The organism is Polynucleobacter sp. JS-JIR-5-A7 (assembly GCF_018687935.1).
Taxonomy (GTDB): domain Bacteria; phylum Pseudomonadota; class Gammaproteobacteria; order Burkholderiales; family Burkholderiaceae; genus Polynucleobacter.
Genome location: NZ_CP061308.1, coordinates 1,211,281 through 1,226,821 on the forward strand (window position 1 = coordinate 1,211,281; position 15,541 = coordinate 1,226,821).

Here is a 15,541-nt window from a genome sequence, read left to right on the forward strand (position 1 = left end):
GAAAATACATGAACAAATCTCTTCTGTCCTTAAGCTTTGTATTTGCCGCCCTCATTGGCGTTACAAATGTGAGCGCTAGTGAAGAAGTATTTACGTGGACTTGCAGCGAGAGTAAGCAATTCAAAACAACTGGCACTCTCGAGAAAGTTCGTCTGACTTGGGAAGCCAAGACTTACGACTTGAATCGTCAAACCTCATTGCCAGGTAGCTTGCGTTACAAGAACACTGACACTGGTCATGACCTGGTAGTGCTTGGCAATAAAGCCATGTTATTTAATATCAAGACGGGTAATCGCTTAGCTGATTTCTGCCAAACAGCAGAAATGAAATCTGGCAAATTGCCCCATTTGTTTGCTGGTGCAGAGCCTTTTGTTCAGAACTAAGTTTTAATAGCATCAAATAAAAAAACCGAGAGATCCTCGGCTTTTTTCTTTTTTATTACTCGGTTGATATCTTCGAGTTTGTTGTAACTGCTTAATGAAAGAGTGGTTGCTGTGTTGGCGTATCTTCCGGCATCTCTGCATGCACGGCTTCACCAGATCGATCTGGAAAAAGAGGCGCGCCGCAATCGTCGCAGAGCTCTGGGTCAAATAGCATCGCATGACGAAATACATCTTCTACTCCTGCATCATGCAAGGCATCACAGATTTTTTTAATCGGGCTCTCGTCATCCGATAAATCATTTAAGGCATCACTCGCCACACTCTCACGATCATATAAAGGCCAAATCACACCATACATAATTTCGGAAGAACCCTTGACGCTAAAAGAGATACGGTATTCATCGGCTTGCTCTTCACCAAAGGCACCAACCACGCAAGATAAGCCAGCAGGCAAGATGCCTAGCGTGCTTTCGAGGAAATTAACGCCTGCACGAATACTTAATGGCCGCACATGTTTATCTGCCAAACGGCAGTTAGTAAAGTAAGCCTCCGGTAACAAGAGCTCAAACTCACATCCAGGCAGCATTGCTGCGAGTGGCTCTTGCATCGCGTTTTGCCAGCCAATGAGACTGACACCACGCTCCTGTCTTGCCGGCGATTCTTCTTGCCATTTAAAAATGGGTGATCCGCTAGGCGCACTCAGTGCAGCAATAATGAAACGCGGATCAGCCAGAACTGCAATCGTCTCCGACATATCGCGCAACTCGAGTTTGACATCCTTGCCAGAGATGGCCGCAGTCGCCAATGCTTCTGTTAACACACGTGTTTGGCAATGAGAATGTGGCATTTGATCAATGCTGTAGAGCCAAGGAACAATTGCTAAACGCGTATCGGTAGCAGCGATTGAGGCGTTTAATGCGCCAGCAGTCGCTTCAATAATGCTCGATGGCAAAGGACCCGAAGGAATTTGATAGCGGGTATGCGCAACGATGGGCATAGCCAATAACAACACATCCCACTCCTGGCCTTCGTGCTCCATCTTGAGGGACTCAGCAAGCGTTTCAGCGATATCCGCTAGGACTTCAAACGCTACGGTATTGATACGAAAGGTTTGATCCAAGGCGGCATCAATCACATTTTGGTTTTGACTTTTAAGCAAACGCATCAAGCGCACATTCAAGCGCTCCTCCCAAAAACGATCTTCAATCTGACTGCCTGAAGCGGCTAGAGAAATAGCATCGGCCACCAGCTTTTCTACTTCTGGTGAACTGCGTTGAGAAGGTTTAGTGCGATGTACGGCCATTATTTTTTCTCTGCCCGTCTAAAAATGGGTTTATCTAGCTTAGATTCTGCAGCATAGTATTTATAACCATCCAAATTGAAACCTTTTAAATCTGCCGGATCGGTAATACGATTCTCCACCACATACCTAGCCATTAAGCCGCGAGCACGCTTCGCATAAAAAGAAATAATCTTGTACTTACCGTCTTTGCCATCCTGAAAGACGGGGGCTATCACCTGGCAACCCAACTCTTTGGGCTGCAAGACCTTGAAGTACTCTTCAGAAGCCAAGTTCAGTAAAACGGGCTTCTTTTGCTGATCCAAAATCTGCTTTAGAGAATCTGTCACCCTGCTGCCCCAAAAGGCATACAGATCTTTTCCCCTGGCATTCTTAAAAGCGGTGCCCATTTCCAGGCGGTAGGCTTGCATCAAGTCAAGCGGCCTTAAGGCGCCATACAAGCCAGACAAAATACGAATGTGGTCTTGGGCAAAATCGACCGCCTTGGCGTTCAGCGTTTTGACATCAAAACCATCATAAACATCGCCATCGAATGCATAGATCGCTGGCTTGCTATTTTCAGCCGTGAATTTTTTAGACCAATCTCGATAGCGCCCCACATTTAAGGTAGCCAGTTGGTCAGACAAACCCATCAGTTTGGCGACGTCCTGAGGGGCTAACTTCTGGAGTTCGGCAATCAACTTAGCAGAATCTGAGACAAACTCAGGCAAGGTGGGCGCCTTGACCTTGACAGGGGTCTTGTAATCTAAGGATTTAGCGGGAGAAAGTACGATCAACATGGCACAATTTGTATATGTATTTCTACCATTCTAGCGATTACCGGATTTATGAGCACAAAAGCGCTTTCGCGATCACCTAACCACTCTCTATTGACTATATGAGCTCGCAAGACATTACCCCTTCCACCCCATCGTTTCCAAGCCGACTTCCGAATGTTGGTACAACGATTTTTACGGTGATGTCTGCGCTTGCCACCAAACATCAGGCTATTAATTTAGGTCAAGGCTTTCCGGACTTTCCCTGCGATCGCAATTTAATTGCCAAAGTGAATGGGGCGATGCTGGCTGATCATAATCAATATCCACCCATGATTGGGATTCCAGATTTACGCAATGGTATCCAACAGAAGATTCAAAACTTATATGGCCATCGATATGATGCTGAATCTGAAATCACTATCACTGCTGGTGGCACACAAGGAATTCTGACAAGCATTCTGGCTTGCGTGAGCCCTGGTGATGAAGTCGTCATCATCGAGCCTGCTTACGATAGCTATAGGCCTTCGATTGAATTAGCCGGTGGCAAAACGATTGCGGTTTCTCTAGAGGCAGTACGTGATGCTAATGGACAGGTTGCTTCATACAACATCCCATGGGATGCACTGCAAAAAGCAATCAATCCTCAGACTCGACTGCTGATGATCAATTCGCCGCATAACCCCACTGGCATGGTGTGGCAGAAGGCTGATTTAGATCGTCTAGCAAGCTTGTTACAGAACACCTCAACTCTTGTCTTGAGTGATGAAGTCTATGAACACATGGTCTACGATGGCGCTCACCATCATAGTGTTGCCTCCCATCCTGAATTAGCTGCACGAAGTTTTTTAATCTCCAGTTTTGGTAAGACCTATCACGTCACTGGCTGGAAGGTAGGCTATGTCGCAGCACCCGCCCCACTGACAGCAGAGTTTCGCAAGGTTCATCAGTTCAATGTCTTCACTGTGAACACACCCATGCAATACGGTTTAGCTTCATACCTCTCCGAGGCATCGCATTACTTGAACCTTCCTGCTTTTTATCAAGCCAAGCGAGATTTTTTCAAAGCAGGACTAGAGAAAACAAAATTCAAGTTACTACCAACACCGGGGACTTACTTTCAATGCGTTGATTACACGGCACTGAATATCCCTGAAGCTAAATTACCAGAAGCTGAATTTTGCAAATGGTTAACTACTGAAGTTGGTGTTGCTGCCATTCCAGTTTCGGCATTTTATGAACAGCCTACGGAGTCAGGCGTCATTCGTTTTTGCTTTGCTAAGCAAGAGCAAACCTTATCTACTGCCTTAGAACGTTTACAAGCCTTATAAAAATCAAGGGAAGATCCATGACAATCAAGAAATCAAACGCCGCAAAAAAGGTAATTGATGTATACAGTTGGCCAACTCCCAATGGCCATAAAGTGCACATCATGCTAGAGGAATGTGGCTATCGCTTAGGTCGTGATTGGATTGCGCACCCAATTGATATTGGCGCTGGCGATCAATTTACCCCTGATTTTTTAAAAATCAGCCCTAACAATAAAATCCCTGCATTAGTTGATCCCTACGGTCCAGATGGCAAGCCCATCAGCATCTTTGAGTCCGGCGCCATCTTGCTTTACCTAGCCAGTAAGACTGGCAAGTTCTTACCCAAGACCATTCGTGGCAAATACGATGTCTTGCAATGGCTCATGTTCCAGATGGGTGGTCTAGGCCCTATGCTTGGCCAAAACCACCACTTTCGCTTGTATGCCCCTGAGAAAATTGAATATGCCATCAATCGCTATACCAATGAGGCAAAGCGTCTTTATGGGGTGCTAGATACTCAACTGAAAGATAATCCCTATATTGCCGGTAAAACGTATTCAATTGCTGATATCGCAATTTATCCTTGGACACGCAATTGGAAAAATCAGGGGATCGAGATCAACGATTACCCCAATTTCAAACGCTGGTTTGAGATGATTGGTAAACGGCCTGCTGTACAGCGCGGGTGTGAAGTACTCACTGCATTACGCAAACCTTTGCATGATGACAAGGCGAGAGAGCAGCTCTTTGGATCAACCCAGTATCAAAGAAGGAAATAAGATGAAGATTCAGTCGGTTGGTGTAATTGGTGCAGGGACCATGGGCAATGGCATTGCGCAAGTTTGCGCTGTTGCTGGTCTAAAGGTCGTCATGGTAGACATCAATGATGCTGCTGTTCAACGTGGCCTAGATCACATCAGCAAAAGTTTAGATCGGCTCATTAAAAAAGAAATGTTGACTGCAGATGCCAAAGAGGCTGCACTCAAAGGGATTCAAGGCAGCACCTCTTACGCTGACTTCAAAGGTCTTAGTCTCGTGATTGAAGCTGCTACTGAGAATCAAGCGATTAAAGAAAAAATTCTTAAGCAAGTCGACGAGATAGTGAGCAAGGACACCATCATTGCCACCAACACTTCATCGCTCTCTATCACTAAGCTGGCAGCCTTAGATTCCAACCCAACACGCTTTATCGGCATGCACTTCTTTAACCCGCCACCTTTGATGGCGTTAGTTGAGGTAATTCGTGGTCTGCAAACTAGCGACCAAACTCATGCCGCCATTATTGAAATGGCAAAACGCATTGGCAAAGAGCCTATAACCGTCAAGAACTCACCCGGCTTTGTCGTCAATCGCATCTTATTGCCAATGATTAACGAAGCGTTCTTCGTGCTGTCAGAGGGTTTAGCGAGTCCTGAAGATATAGATGCCGGCATGAAACTGGGCTGCAACCAACCGATAGGCCCACTGGCTTTAGCAGACTTGATTGGTTTGGATACTTGCCTCGCAGTCATGGAGGTGTATTTTGAAAACTTTAGTGATTCTAAATATCGCCCTTGCCCACTACTACGTGAGATGGTTGCCGCTGGTTATCTTGGTCGCAAAACCGGTCGCGGCGTTTACACCTACGATCAATAATTTTGATTGATTTATTTTTCATATCTTCATTTCTCTTAGCCTAAGCAAACTCCCGTGAACCCTTCTGCCAATCCTATTCCACCGCTCGTACTCAAACTTGGCTACGCGGGCTTGATTCCTTTTGTGGGTCTAGCACTATTAGTACAGCTGGCTCCAACTCCTTTGAATTATTTGAGTGCAGAGTCGCTGGCAGGCTATGGCGCAGTCATTACTTCCTTTATGGGTGCATTACATTGGGGCGCTAGTTTGCATACCTTAGGCAAGGCGCCTTCTGGTGACCGCTGGATAGACCGCAACGCTTGGGTTTGGGGTGTGATCCCTGCATTAGTAGCTTGGGTAGCCTTGCATATTTATATTCCGGTTGGCTTATTGATCATGGCATCAACCTTGGTCATTCAACGTAATATCGATCAGAATACTTACAACTACTATTTTTCAGATGAAGCAGCTCGTATGGCGTTCATGGCGATGCGCAATCGCTTAACGTATGTTGCTGCTGCTTGCCTAACTTGGGCAGCTATTGTGATTCTTTTCATCCAAGCCTAATGGAATGAGCGGTCTTTTTGATAGCACGCCACCTCCTCCTTTAGCGGAAGCACTCCGTCCAAAATCGATTGATGAGGTCATTGGACAGACTCATTTATTAACTGCGGGCAAACCACTTAACTTAGCCTTTGCCTCTGGTAAACCTCACTCCATGATTCTATGGGGGCCGCCTGGTGTTGGTAAAACAACGCTGGCCCGTTTATCTGCAAAAGCATTTGACCGTGAGTTCATTGCTATCTCCGCTGTATTGGCTGGCGTGAAGGAGATTCGTGAAGCAATTGAGCAAGCTCAACACAGTATGGCGCAATACGGCAAGCAAACGATTCTGTTCGTCGATGAGATTCATCGCTTTAATAAGAGCCAACAAGATGCGCTTTTGCCTCATGTTGAATCTGGTTTATTCACCTTCATTGGCGCCACTACCGAGAACCCCTCCTTTGAAGTGAACTCAGCACTGCTCTCTAGAGCGCAGGTTTATGTTCTGCAATCCTTAAGTGCTGATGAGCTTAAGAAACTATTTGAGCGCGCACATCAACATGCAATGCCTGATATTGAGTTTGATGCCACAGCAATTGATGCACTCATTCATAACGCCGATGGCGATGCCCGTCGCCTCCTCAACTTAGTCGAGCAAGTCCGCAATGCCGTGCTGACACCAGATTCCGATGTGAAGCTTGTTGATCAAGTCTTTATTGAAAACGCCTTGACTATGCAAGCGCGTCGCTTTGATAAGGGTGGTGATCAGTTTTACGACCAGATCTCTGCTCTGCATAAATCTGTCAGAGGCTCCGACCCTGATGCTGCGCTATATTGGTTCTGCCGTATGCTCGATGGTGGTGCTGATCCACGGTATTTAGCGCGGCGCATTATTCGTATGGCTTGGGAAGATATTGGCTTGGCTGATCCTCGTGCGATGCAACTGGCCAATGATGCCGCTCTCACCTTTGAAAGACTAGGATCGCCAGAGGGTGAACTCGCCCTAGGCCAAGCTGTGGTGTATTTGGCGGTAGCCTCTAAAAGTAATGCAAGCTATAAAGCATTTAATGCTGCGCGCGCCTACGTTGCTAATGACCAATCCAAATCTGTGCCCAATCATTTACGCAACGCACCCACCAAGCTGATGAAAGAACTCGGCCATGGTAAAGAGTACCGCTATGCGCATGATGAGCCACATGGCTATGCTGCCGGTGAATCCTACTTGCCCGAAGGCATGACACAACCCCATTGGTATGAACCGGTTGAGCGTGGCTTGGAAAGTCAAATTAAAGAAAAGATGGCTTTTTTACGTCAACTCGATGCTGAGCATCAAAAGAAGTAACTCTCGAGAGCGAAGACACAAATGAGCACTAAGATCCCCGCAACTTTTTACTATGACATTATTTCTCCATTTGCCTATTTGTATGTCAAACAAAGGCATCGTCTCGAGGATCAGCTCAATATCACCCCAGTACCCGTTTTACTCGGCGGCCTACTAAGAGCAACTGAGAACATAGGTCCAGGAGAAGTTGCTGCTAAGCGACCTCACACATATCAGTTTTGCATCTGGCAAGCAGAGCGACTCGGAATTCCTTTGCGCTTTCCAGAGCACCACCCTTTTCTGACTGTGGCACCGCAGCGCCTACTTTTACAAAAGCAAGCCGATTGGCAGATGGTAGAGCGGGCATTTGATTATGTTTGGATTGAAGGTAAAGATCCCAACCTTTCTTGGTCGGAATTTTGCCTTTACCTAGGCTTACCAGCAGATACTGAAAAACCCAACAGCCCTGAAATCAAAGCGCAATTAATGAGTAATGGTCTGCAAGCAAAAGCAGATGGTGCTTTTGGAGTTCCTACCTTAGTTGTGAATCAACATTGTTTTTGGGGTATTGATACGATTGACTGGGTACTTGACTACCTGAAAAGACCCGGCATGTTTGAGGAAGCCTCTTACGCCTATGCTGGAACCATCCCTAATGGCTTGCTTTCCTAGTGCAATCCCCCTGTAGTATTTGATTGCACAATACAATCAGCTTTATCAACCTGAACGAATTAAGGAGTCAATATGCGTCAATTATTTGCTAGTCTCATTCTCATCGCCAGTTGTTTTACAAGTCAAGCGGCAATTGCTGGGCCAAAGGTTGAATTTAAAACTACGCTAGGAAATTTTGTGGTGGAACTGGACGATGCCAAGGCGCCTAAGACTACTGCTAACTTTTTAAATTATGTGAAGAGTGGTTTTTATAACGGCACCATTTTTCATCGAGTCATTGATGGCTTCATGATTCAAGGTGGCGGCTTTACTCCTGACCTTGTACAAAAGCCAACCGATGCACCAGTAGCATCAGAGGCAAATAATGGCCTGAAAAATAATACTTACACCATTGCTATGGCTCGCACTTCAGATCCGGATTCTGCTACTGCACAGTTTTTTATTAATGTGAAAGATAATGAAAGCCTCAACTTCCCGAATGCGATGGGTAACGGTTATACCGTCTTTGGCAAGGTGATTTCTGGAACACAAACCATTGATGCCATTCGTAAAGTGCCAACTATGGTTGCGCCTGCACCACGCATGGGCAGAATGGCTGATGTCCCGACCAAAACAGTCGTGATTGAATCTGCCACCATTCTGAAATAAACAAACCAGTCGCCATGATTTTGCTCGATGATGCGCAAAGCACGGCGACTAATCCCACTAGTCGGTTTTATGAGGCTGCATCGCAATATTGGTGCGTATTCCCTAGTGAGAATCAAGCCGATGATCACAAGGCTATTGAAAATTGTTTAAGTGAAATATCCCATGCACTTAGCAAAGGAGAGTATGTGGTTGCTGCCTTTGCTTATGAGATGGGCAGGCTGATCCACAAATTACCCTATCGAAAGACTACGGGTGACCCTCACCCCCTGATTGAAGCTTGGTCTTTTCAAGATTTCAAAAAACTGTCTAAAGAGCATATTGATCAAGTCATTTCTCAAAAATTAAGTCAGCTGCAAGAGTCTGCAAGAATGGCTGGAGTCTTAGATATTCAGGAATCCATCACTGAAAAACAATTTTCTACGGATCTTGCAAAGATTCAGGAATACATCCGTGATGGCGATACCTATCAAATTAATCATACCTACCGCATTACCGGGAAAACTTATGGGGCACCGCTAGCGCTCTACAGTTGCTTACGTGAGCGCCAGCCTGGGAGATTTGGTGCCTATATTGAACAAGGCTCACATTACCTTTTGTCACAGTCACCTGAGCTCTTTATTGAGCGCAAAGGTGACATACTCAAAGCGATGCCCATGAAAGGGACTGCAAGCGCACTATCGCAAGCTGCTAGTGCTTTGTCAGATGATCCTAAAAATCAGGCAGAGAATGTGATGATTGTTGATCTCTTGCGCAATGATCTCAGTCGCCTCTCTCTACCAAACACAGTGACAGTTCCCAACTTATTTGCAGTAGCAAGGCACGGCGATGTATTGCAGATGACCTCTACTGTGCAAGGTCAAGTAAAGCCCGCTATCGGGCTGAGCGATATATTGCATGCCATCTTTCCGTGTGGATCAGTCACAGGCGCACCTAAAAAACGTAGCATGGAAATTATTCAAGAGCTTGAGCCCGAAGATCGTGGTTATTACTGTGGCGCCTTAGGCTGGCTAGATCCAAGTGGTGACTTTGCCTTTAGTGTGCCTATTAGAACTGTAGAGATTGAAGAAGATCATCTATCTCATGCCGCTACTTTTACTTTGGGAGTGGGCGCGGGCATCACGATTGATTCTGAGGCTCAACAAGAATGGCAAGAATGCCGTATCAAGTCTGCTTTCTTAATGAATCTTCCAAGCGCTACGGGATTATTTGAAACGATTGCTATAGCACAGGGTAAGCCAAAACGATTAGAGCAACATTTAGATCGTATGCAAGCCTCAGCTTCTGCTTTGGGCATTCCCTTCAAGAGAGGCAATGCAACAGAAACAGTTTTAAATGCCTGTGCATCTCTTGATCAGCATTCTCTTTTGAGATTACGACTCGATCTCGCCGCCAATGGCGCACTCTCTATTACTTCTGCTGCGCTTGATGCGCTAGAAGGGCCAGTCAAAATTTTCTGGGCTCAAGATATCCTATCCTCAGAATGCACCATGTTCTCCGGGAATGCCTTATTACGCCACAAGATCAGCCATCGCATTCTTTACGATGCTGCTTGGCAAACGGCAGTCAAACTCGGTGGCTTTGATGCCTTATTTGTAAATGAACAGGGCTTTGTTACTGAAGGCGGCAGAACGAGCATTTTTATTAAACCCAAAGATCATTCAGAGTGGCTCACTCCTCCAGTATCTGCAGGACTATTGCCCGGAGTAATGCGTGCCGCCCTGCTGGACAATCCTCAAATTAATGCCCGTGAAGCCAACCTGACTATTAAAGATGTTTCAATGGCTGATGAGATTATGCTTAGCAATGCCTTGCGAGGCACTCTCAAGGCCCACTTTTAGAAAGTCTGCATGAAGTATTGTTCCAACTGCGCTGCGACCCTGACGGTCAAAATTCCGGCGGATGATTCTCGTGAGCGTCATGTATGCGAAGCCTGCGGGAGCATACATTATCAGAACCCCAGAAATGTCGTGGGTAGCATTCCGGTTTATGGCAAGCAAGTATTGCTATGCCGTCGTGCGATTGAACCACGCCATGGCTTCTGGACCCTTCCCGCTGGCTTTATGGAATTAGGCGAAAGTACGAGCCATGGCGCCATCAGAGAGACTCTTGAAGAGGCTGGCGCTGTGGTTGAAGTGGGCCCACTGTATTCTTTACTCAATGTGCCACATGCCGAACAAGTCCATTTGTTTTATCTTGCCACCATGACTTCACCAGAATTTTCTGCTGGCGAAGAAAGTCTTGAAGTGGCACTCTTTCATGAACATGAAATTCCGTGGAGTGAGTTAGCCTTCCCAACAGTGAAACAAACCTTAGAGTGGTTTTTTGCTGATCGCGCTGCTGGCATATTGAATGGTGAGTTTCATGTGCGCAGTCGTGATGTGTTGCCTTCAGAGAGAATTTGATTACGCCACATGAGTCAAATTACTTGGCTAGGACCACACAACTCCTTTCCAAACCCGCTACTAACGCCAGATCCTGACCCGAGCGTTCCGGGGCTCATTGCAGTGAGTGAGCGTATTTATCCAGATCAATTACTGCAAGCTTATCAACTCGGTATTTTTCCTTGGTACTCCGATGAGCAACCCGTCTTATGGTGGTCACCTGATCCGCGGATGGTTTTAAAGCCTGGCCATTTCAAGTGCAGCGAGTCTTTAAGAAAAAGTATTCGCCTATTTTGTCAGAATACGCATAGTCAATTATTGGTGGATGCCGATTTTGGTGCTGTGATTCGGGCTTGTGCCACTAGCTCTCGAAAAGACCAGGATGGCACTTGGATCACCCATGAAATCATGGATGCATACACTACCATTCATGAGCAAGGTCATGCCCATAGCATTGCCCTAGTCGAACAAGGTGAGTTGGTTGGCGGCTTGTATTGCGTAGCTTTAGGCGGGATGGTGTTTGGCGAGTCGATGTTTAGTCGTAAAGCCAACGCCTCCAAAATAGCATTGGCTGCCTTAAGCGCTTGGTGCATCCAAAATGAAGTAGCCATGATTGACTGCCAACAAGAAACCACCCACTTAAGCTCTTTGGGGGCTGCGCCAATATCCAGGGCTGTATTCTTAGGACAACTGCAAATATCTTTAAATCAAACTAATATTGATAAACCTTGGACCTTTGATAAAAACATCCTAACTCACTGGCTATGACCCGGCTCAAAGAACTTCCCCTCACCGCCCTCCAGTTTTATGCAACTGCACCTTATCCATGCAGCTATCTGCCTAATAAAACTGCGCGCTCCCAAGTAGCCACGCCCTCACACCTGATTCATGCAGATGTCTATAACGAACTATTAAATGCAGGCTTTCGTCGCAGCGGCTTATATACCTATCGCCCTTATTGCGATGAATGCAAAGCCTGTATCGCCACCCGTATCTTAGTGAATCCATTTACGCCAACACGCAGTCAACGGCGTGCCTGGAAAAAGCATGCAGGTCTACAAGCGTTTGTTTTGAACCTAGGTTATCAAGAGGAACATTACCAACTCTATCAACGCTATCAAAATGAACGCCATGCTGGTGGTGATATGGATAACGATGACCAAGATCAATACATGCAATTTTTATTGCAAAGTCGAGTTAACTCTCGCATCGTTGAATTTAGAGATGGTCCTCACGATCCACACCCCGGACGTCTGCGCATGGTGAGCATGATTGACATCTTGGAACAAGGCATCTCCTCGGTATATACCTTCTACGATACTGCCGATAGCTCTGCTAGCTTTGGTAATTACAGCATTCTGTGGCAAATCGAACAGGCTCGGATACTCAACCTACCTTATCTTTATCTTGGCTACTACATTCACGATAGCGAGAAGATGTCCTATAAGGCGAAATACCAACCCATGGAAGGCTTAATTGACGATCATTGGCAAGCCCTGACTGGTTCATAATATCTATTTATGATCGATCGCTATTCATTCTTGCGCCCCTGGCTCTTTTGCCTTGATCCAGAACAAGCCCACAATCTCACGTTGACGAATTTAGACCGTGCTCAACGCTGGGGTCTGCTAGAAAAGTTTCTGACTCAACCGCTTGCAGATCAACGTACATTGTGCGGTATTACCTTTCCCAATCCAGTGGGACTTGCTGCAGGCTTAGATAAAGATGGTAAGCATATTGATGCACTCGCTGCCCTGGGTTTTGGTTTTCTGGAGATCGGCACAGTGACTCCCCGCCCTCAGCCAGGAAATCCAAAACCGCGCATGTTTCGCTTGACGCAAGCTCAGGCCATTATTAATCGTATGGGCTTTAACAATGATGGTGTTGAGGCTTGCGTAGCAAGAGTTCGTCGCTCACGCTTTTGGCAAAGCGGTGGCGTTTTAGGTTTGAACATTGGCAAGAATGCCAGTACACCGATTGAAGATGCAGCTAGCGACTACGTATTAGCGATGGATGCTGTTTATGAAATTGCTACCTACATCACCGTGAATATCTCTTCGCCAAACACGCAAAATCTGCGTGCCCTGCAAGGCGAAGAAATGTTACGCGCCTTACTTGGCAGTTTGGATGAGGCTCGCAAGCGCTTGAGTGATCGCTTTGGTGTGCGTAAGCCACTCTTTTTGAAAATCGCACCCGATCTGGATCATGGCGATATCAATCTCATTGCTGACCTCTTAATAGAGTTTGGTATAGATGCCGTTATTGCTACCAACACCACCATTGCTCGCGATGCTGTGCAAGGAATGGAGCATGGTCAAGAAATGGGTGGCTTATCCGGTGCACCAGTTCGCATGGCATCCAACCTCGTCATCAAAGCACTCAAGGCAAGACTGGGCAATCAAGTGCCCATCATTGGCGTTGGCGGCATTTTGAGTGGTGCCGATGCTAAGGAAAAGATAGCGGCTGGGGCTAGTTTGGTTCAGGTCTATAGCGGCTTGATTTATCGTGGTCCAGACCTCGTCAATGAGTGCGCAAAAGCTTTAAGAAACCACTAAGCAGTCTTAGATGAATCATGGCTACCCCACATAGGGGTTATCGCCTTGATCCTTCGTATAATCTCATTTCATAATATGCAATATGGCATGAAATCGCTACAATCATTCCTATGAGCACAAGTAAAACTGTCAAAACCTCTAAAAATACCGGGGAAGTTGCTAAAACAGCGATCCAGGTGGTGGAGCGCATGATGAATTTGCTCGATGCCCTAGCGGTTCATGAAGAATCTAGCAGCCTTAAAAACTTGGCTGCGGAAACGGGCTTACACCCCTCCACAGCCCACCGCATCTTAAATGACATGGTTGCCTGCCGATTGGTTGAGCGTGGCGATGGTGGCACCTATCGCCTTGGCTTAAAGCTCTTGGAGCTGGGTAATCTAGTGAAAGCAAGATTATCGGTTCGTGAAGCTGCTCAAGTACCGATGCGCACCCTACACAAACTCACCGGCGAAACAGTCAATCTCTCGGTTCGCCAAGGCGATGAGATTGTTTATATTGATCGTGCCTACAGCGAGCGTTCAGGCATGCAGGTGGTTCGTGCCATTGGTGGACGCGCCCCTCTCCATCTCACCTCTGTTGGCAAACTATTCCTAGCCAGTGATGACGCCAATCAAGTACGGGCCTACGTTACTCGCACGGGTCTCTCAGGTCACACTCGCAACAGCATTACGGATTTAGCTAAACTCGAGTCCGAACTCAATCACGTTCGCAGAGTGGGTAGTGCAAGGGATGATGAAGAATTAGAGCTTGGTGTGAGCTGTCTTGCTGCTGCCATCCTGGATGACACTGGTAAATTGGTTGCCGGTTTATCACTCAGCGCCCCAACCGATCGTATTCAAGCAGATTGGCTCAGATCATTACAGGACACTGCTCTACAAATCTCCAAGGGCATGGGCTTTAAGCCTAAGTCTGCCGAGCCAGGCTCCTCCGCCTAGTCAGCCCAACTTACATTAAGCGACGAATGGGTTGCGTGCCAGAAGGCATGCGCTCATACCAGTCACGCACACGCACTGCATCAGCAAAACGGGATTGTGTTCCTACAGAATCCAGGAACACCAATAATAGCGGGGTGTTGTTCACACGCGCTTGCATCACTAAACATTTTCCAGCGGCATTAATGAAACCTGTTTTTTGCAAACCAATATCCATGTCGCCAGAACGCACTAGTCGATTCGTATTTAAGAACTTTTGGGGGCGCTTTGCGATCACCATCGTTAAATCTGGCCAAGTGGAATATTCACGAATTAACTTATATTGATATGCTGCATTGAGCATGCGAGTTAAATCTTCAGCAGTCGCCACGTTCTCACTAAGTAAGCCTGTGGGATCGGCAAAATAAGAATGCTCCATACCCAGTTCTCTAGACTTCCGATTCATGGCATCCACAAAGGCTGTGATACCGCCTGGGTAATTTCTACCCAAGGTATAGGCAGCGCGGTTTTCAGAGGACATCAACGCTAACAACAAGGCTTCTTGACGCGTCAGAACGGTGCCTGCAGCTAGACGTGAAGTGCGATAGATATGCACATCATCTGCATTAATCACCAGGGTTTCATCAAGAGGTAACTTGGAGTCGAGTACCACCATGGCGGTCATCAACTTCGTGATGGATGCAATTGGCAAGCTCACGGTAGGATTCTTTTCGAAGTAAACCTCTTTGGTATCTTGATTGACTACCATAGCTACGCTGGACTTCAGGCTGAGATCATCATGCTGACCACGCAAACCTAGCGCAGTAGCCAGTGATGGGGGTCCAGCAACTGCTGGTGCAGTAGAACGCGTCACAGTAACGCGAACAGTCTTAGGCCTCTTAGGAGACTTCACCACTACTTTAGTAGTTTTGGTTTGGGCTTGAGTTTGCTTTTCTTTGTCTTTACTGGCGGCAATAGCTGGCGCAACACCAAGTGCCCCATAACCGAAAATCAAGGCTAAGACAAAGAGCCAAAAACGATTTAAATGCATCCCAAAAATACCTTCCAAAACTTTAAACATACGGAATGATAATTAATTTCCAAAAGGGAGTCGGATTTCTGCGCCCCATCTTGGTTAACCCCCCAAT

17 protein-coding genes are annotated in these 15,541 nt (G+C 46.5%); 14 read left to right on the forward strand and 3 right to left on the reverse strand.

What is annotated here, in order from left to right:
* The first annotated feature begins 8 nt into the window (after nt 1-8).
* On the forward strand, nt 9-383 hold the full coding sequence (locus tag AOC29_RS06285; RefSeq protein ID WP_215294839.1) for a hypothetical protein: 375 nt from the start codon (nt 9-11) through the stop codon (nt 381-383).
* 91 nt (nt 384-474) lie between these two features.
* On the opposite strand, the gene AOC29_RS06290 is transcribed toward AOC29_RS06285, so the two are convergent.
* Nucleotides 475-1,686: a DUF2863 family protein gene (locus tag AOC29_RS06290; RefSeq protein ID WP_215294840.1), complete on the reverse strand. Its 1,212-nt coding sequence runs from the start codon at nt 1,684-1,686 to the stop codon at nt 475-477.
* The gene (gene yaaA / locus AOC29_RS06295) at nt 1,686-2,462 is read right to left on the reverse strand and encodes a peroxide stress protein YaaA (RefSeq protein ID WP_215294841.1); all 777 of its coding nucleotides are present in this window, start codon (nt 2,460-2,462) and stop codon (nt 1,686-1,688) included. Before yaaA ends, AOC29_RS06290 begins: the two co-directional genes overlap by 1 nt.
* 98 nt (nt 2,463-2,560) lie before the next feature.
* Between yaaA and AOC29_RS06300 the strand changes: the two genes are divergently transcribed.
* The 13 genes from AOC29_RS06300 to AOC29_RS06360 all read left to right on the forward strand — a co-directional run bounded on the left by AOC29_RS06300 (nt 2,561) and on the right by AOC29_RS06360 (nt 14,417).
* A complete protein-coding gene (locus AOC29_RS06300; protein WP_215294842.1) occupies nt 2,561-3,769 on the forward strand; it encodes a pyridoxal phosphate-dependent aminotransferase in 1,209 nt (402 codons plus the stop codon).
* A 17-nt stretch (nt 3,770-3,786) separates the two neighbouring features.
* The gene (locus AOC29_RS06305) at nt 3,787-4,527 is read left to right on the forward strand and encodes a glutathione binding-like protein (protein WP_215294843.1); all 741 of its coding nucleotides are present in this window, start codon (nt 3,787-3,789) and stop codon (nt 4,525-4,527) included.
* A 1-nt stretch (nt 4,528) separates the two neighbouring features.
* On the forward strand, nt 4,529-5,383 hold the full coding sequence (locus AOC29_RS06310) for a 3-hydroxybutyryl-CoA dehydrogenase (RefSeq protein WP_215294844.1): 855 nt from the start codon (nt 4,529-4,531) through the stop codon (nt 5,381-5,383).
* A gap of 54 nt (nt 5,384-5,437) precedes the next feature.
* Nucleotides 5,438-5,929: a DUF3429 domain-containing protein gene (locus AOC29_RS06315; protein ID WP_251369936.1), complete on the forward strand. Its 492-nt coding sequence runs from the start codon at nt 5,438-5,440 to the stop codon at nt 5,927-5,929.
* A 4-nt stretch (nt 5,930-5,933) separates the two neighbouring features.
* Complete coding sequence (locus AOC29_RS06320) at nt 5,934-7,247, forward strand: replication-associated recombination protein A (RefSeq protein ID WP_215294845.1); 1,314 nt, start codon at nt 5,934-5,936, stop codon at nt 7,245-7,247.
* Nucleotides 7,248-7,268: 21 nt separating this feature from the next.
* Nucleotides 7,269-7,898 (forward strand): 2-hydroxychromene-2-carboxylate isomerase, encoded by a 630-nt coding sequence (locus AOC29_RS06325; protein ID WP_215294847.1) that lies wholly within the window; start codon nt 7,269-7,271, stop codon nt 7,896-7,898.
* A 72-nt stretch (nt 7,899-7,970) separates the two neighbouring features.
* Nucleotides 7,971-8,546 (forward strand): peptidylprolyl isomerase, encoded by a 576-nt coding sequence (locus tag AOC29_RS06330; protein WP_215294848.1) that lies wholly within the window; start codon nt 7,971-7,973, stop codon nt 8,544-8,546.
* Nucleotides 8,547-8,560: 14 nt separating this feature from the next.
* Nucleotides 8,561-10,384 (forward strand): bifunctional chorismate-binding protein/class IV aminotransferase, encoded by a 1,824-nt coding sequence (locus AOC29_RS06335; protein WP_215294850.1) that lies wholly within the window; start codon nt 8,561-8,563, stop codon nt 10,382-10,384.
* A 9-nt stretch (nt 10,385-10,393) separates the two neighbouring features.
* Nucleotides 10,394-10,948 (forward strand): NUDIX hydrolase, encoded by a 555-nt coding sequence (locus AOC29_RS06340; protein WP_215294852.1) that lies wholly within the window; start codon nt 10,394-10,396, stop codon nt 10,946-10,948.
* A gap of 9 nt (nt 10,949-10,957) precedes the next feature.
* Nucleotides 10,958-11,695: a leucyl/phenylalanyl-tRNA--protein transferase gene (gene aat / locus AOC29_RS06345; RefSeq protein WP_215294854.1), complete on the forward strand. Its 738-nt coding sequence runs from the start codon at nt 10,958-10,960 to the stop codon at nt 11,693-11,695.
* Complete coding sequence (locus tag AOC29_RS06350; protein WP_215294855.1) at nt 11,692-12,438, forward strand: arginyltransferase; 747 nt, start codon at nt 11,692-11,694, stop codon at nt 12,436-12,438. Before aat ends, AOC29_RS06350 begins: the two co-directional genes overlap by 4 nt.
* Before the next feature lie 9 nt (nt 12,439-12,447).
* Complete coding sequence (locus tag AOC29_RS06355) at nt 12,448-13,482, forward strand: quinone-dependent dihydroorotate dehydrogenase (protein WP_215294856.1); 1,035 nt, start codon at nt 12,448-12,450, stop codon at nt 13,480-13,482.
* Between the two features lie 110 nt (nt 13,483-13,592).
* Nucleotides 13,593-14,417 (forward strand): IclR family transcriptional regulator, encoded by an 825-nt coding sequence (locus tag AOC29_RS06360; protein WP_215294857.1) that lies wholly within the window; start codon nt 13,593-13,595, stop codon nt 14,415-14,417.
* Between the two features lie 10 nt (nt 14,418-14,427).
* On the opposite strand, the gene AOC29_RS06365 is transcribed toward AOC29_RS06360, so the two are convergent.
* Nucleotides 14,428-15,474, reverse strand: coding sequence for a serine hydrolase (locus tag AOC29_RS06365; protein WP_251369937.1), 1,047 nt, complete (start codon nt 15,472-15,474; stop codon nt 14,428-14,430).
* Between the last annotated feature and the right edge of the window lie 67 nt (nt 15,475-15,541).

Bases quoted from the DNA above. Each gene is read 5' to 3' on its own strand.
- AOC29_RS06285 (WP_215294839.1), top strand. From the start codon at position 9: ATGAACAAATCTCTTCTGTCCTTAAGCTTTGTATTTGCCGCCCTCATT.
- AOC29_RS06290 (WP_215294840.1), bottom strand. From the start codon at position 1,686: ATGGCCGTACATCGCACTAAACCTTCTCAACGCAGTTCACCAGAAGTA.
- yaaA (WP_215294841.1), bottom strand. From the start codon at position 2,462: ATGTTGATCGTACTTTCTCCCGCTAAATCCTTAGATTACAAGACCCCT.
- AOC29_RS06300 (WP_215294842.1), top strand. From the start codon at position 2,561: ATGAGCTCGCAAGACATTACCCCTTCCACCCCATCGTTTCCAAGCCGA.
- AOC29_RS06305 (WP_215294843.1), top strand. From the start codon at position 3,787: ATGACAATCAAGAAATCAAACGCCGCAAAAAAGGTAATTGATGTATAC.
- AOC29_RS06310 (WP_215294844.1), top strand. From the start codon at position 4,529: ATGAAGATTCAGTCGGTTGGTGTAATTGGTGCAGGGACCATGGGCAAT.
- AOC29_RS06320 (WP_215294845.1), top strand. From the start codon at position 5,934: ATGAGCGGTCTTTTTGATAGCACGCCACCTCCTCCTTTAGCGGAAGCA.
- AOC29_RS06325 (WP_215294847.1), top strand. From the start codon at position 7,269: ATGAGCACTAAGATCCCCGCAACTTTTTACTATGACATTATTTCTCCA.
- AOC29_RS06330 (WP_215294848.1), top strand. From the start codon at position 7,971: ATGCGTCAATTATTTGCTAGTCTCATTCTCATCGCCAGTTGTTTTACA.
- AOC29_RS06335 (WP_215294850.1), top strand. From the start codon at position 8,561: ATGATTTTGCTCGATGATGCGCAAAGCACGGCGACTAATCCCACTAGT.
- AOC29_RS06340 (WP_215294852.1), top strand. From the start codon at position 10,394: ATGAAGTATTGTTCCAACTGCGCTGCGACCCTGACGGTCAAAATTCCG.
- aat (WP_215294854.1), top strand. From the start codon at position 10,958: ATGAGTCAAATTACTTGGCTAGGACCACACAACTCCTTTCCAAACCCG.
- AOC29_RS06350 (WP_215294855.1), top strand. From the start codon at position 11,692: ATGACCCGGCTCAAAGAACTTCCCCTCACCGCCCTCCAGTTTTATGCA.
- AOC29_RS06355 (WP_215294856.1), top strand. From the start codon at position 12,448: ATGATCGATCGCTATTCATTCTTGCGCCCCTGGCTCTTTTGCCTTGAT.
- AOC29_RS06360 (WP_215294857.1), top strand. From the start codon at position 13,593: ATGAGCACAAGTAAAACTGTCAAAACCTCTAAAAATACCGGGGAAGTT.
- AOC29_RS06365 (WP_251369937.1), bottom strand. From the start codon at position 15,474: ATGTTTAAAGTTTTGGAAGGTATTTTTGGGATGCATTTAAATCGTTTT.